The organism is Kitasatospora sp. NPDC036934 (genome assembly GCF_055608425.1).
Genome location: NZ_JBVJQR010000085.1, coordinates 1 through 1,159, shown reverse-complemented (window position 1 = coordinate 1,159; position 1,159 = coordinate 1). Strand labels below are relative to the sequence as shown.

At 66.8% G+C, this 1,159-nt stretch carries 1 protein-coding gene; it reads left to right on the top strand.

What is annotated here, in order from left to right; translation table 11 throughout:
* On the top strand, nucleotides 1–1,143 hold a 1,143-nt coding region (locus ACZ7BZ_RS38355; RefSeq protein ID WP_470362422.1), incomplete at its 5' end, for an acyl-CoA dehydrogenase family protein.
* Between the last annotated feature and the right edge of the window lie 16 nt (nucleotides 1,144–1,159).

Below are 1,159 nucleotides of genomic sequence, written 5' to 3'. Positions count from 1 at the left end.
GACTTCGATCTCTTCCGTATCTCCGAGGAGCACGAGATGCTCCGTGAGGCGGTGCGTTCGCTGGCCGAGGCGAAGATCGCTCCGTTCGCGGCGGAGGTGGACGAGCAGGGGCGGTTCCCGCAGGAGGCGTTGGACGCGCTGACGGGCAACGATCTGCACGCGGTGCACGTGCCGGAGGTGTACGGGGGTGCGGGTGCGGACGCGCTGGCGACGGTGATCGTGATCGAGGAGGTCGCGCGGGTGTGCGGCTCGTCGTCGTTGATCCCGGCGGTGAACAAGCTGGGGTCGCTGCCGGTGCAGTTGTCGGGTTCGGAGGAGTTGAAGGCGAAGTACCTGGGGGCGCTGGCGCGGGGTGAGGGGATGTTCTCGTACTGCCTGTCGGAGCCGGAGGCGGGTAGTGACGCGGCGGGGATGAAGACGCGTGCGGTGCGTGACGGTGACTTCTGGGTGCTGAACGGGGTGAAGCGCTGGATCACCAATGCGGGGGTGTCGGAGTTCTACACCGTCATGGCCGTCACCGACCCGTCGATGCGTTCGAAGGGCATCTCGGCGTTCGTGGTGGAGAAGGGCGACGAGGGGGTGTCGTTCGGTGCGCCGGAGAAGAAGCTGGGGATCAAGGGTTCTCCGACGCGTGAGGTGTACTTCGACGATGTGCGGATTCCGGCGGACCGGATGATCGGTGCGGAGGGTACGGGTTTCGCGACGGCGATGCGGACGCTGGACCACACGCGGGTGACGATCGCGGCGCAGGCGGTGGGTATCGCGCAGGGGGCGTTGGACTACGCGAAGGGCTATGTCCAGGAGCGCAGGCAGTTCGGGAAGGCGATCGCGGAGTTCCAGGGTGTGCAGTTCATGCTGGCGGACATGGCGATGAAGCTGGAGGCCGCGCGGCAGATGACGTATGTGGCGGCGGCGAAGTCGCAGCGTGGGGACGCGGATCTGACGTTCTTCGGTGCGGCGGCGAAGTGTTTCGCGTCGGACGTGGCGATGGAGGTGACCACGGACGCGGTGCAGTTGCTGGGTGGTTACGGCTACACGCGGGACTACCCGGTGGAGCGGATGATGCGGGACGCGAAGATCACCCAGATCTACGAGGGCACCAACCAGGTCCAGCGCATCGTGATGGCCCGCAACCTGCCGTAACGACCGCCCGACCGGC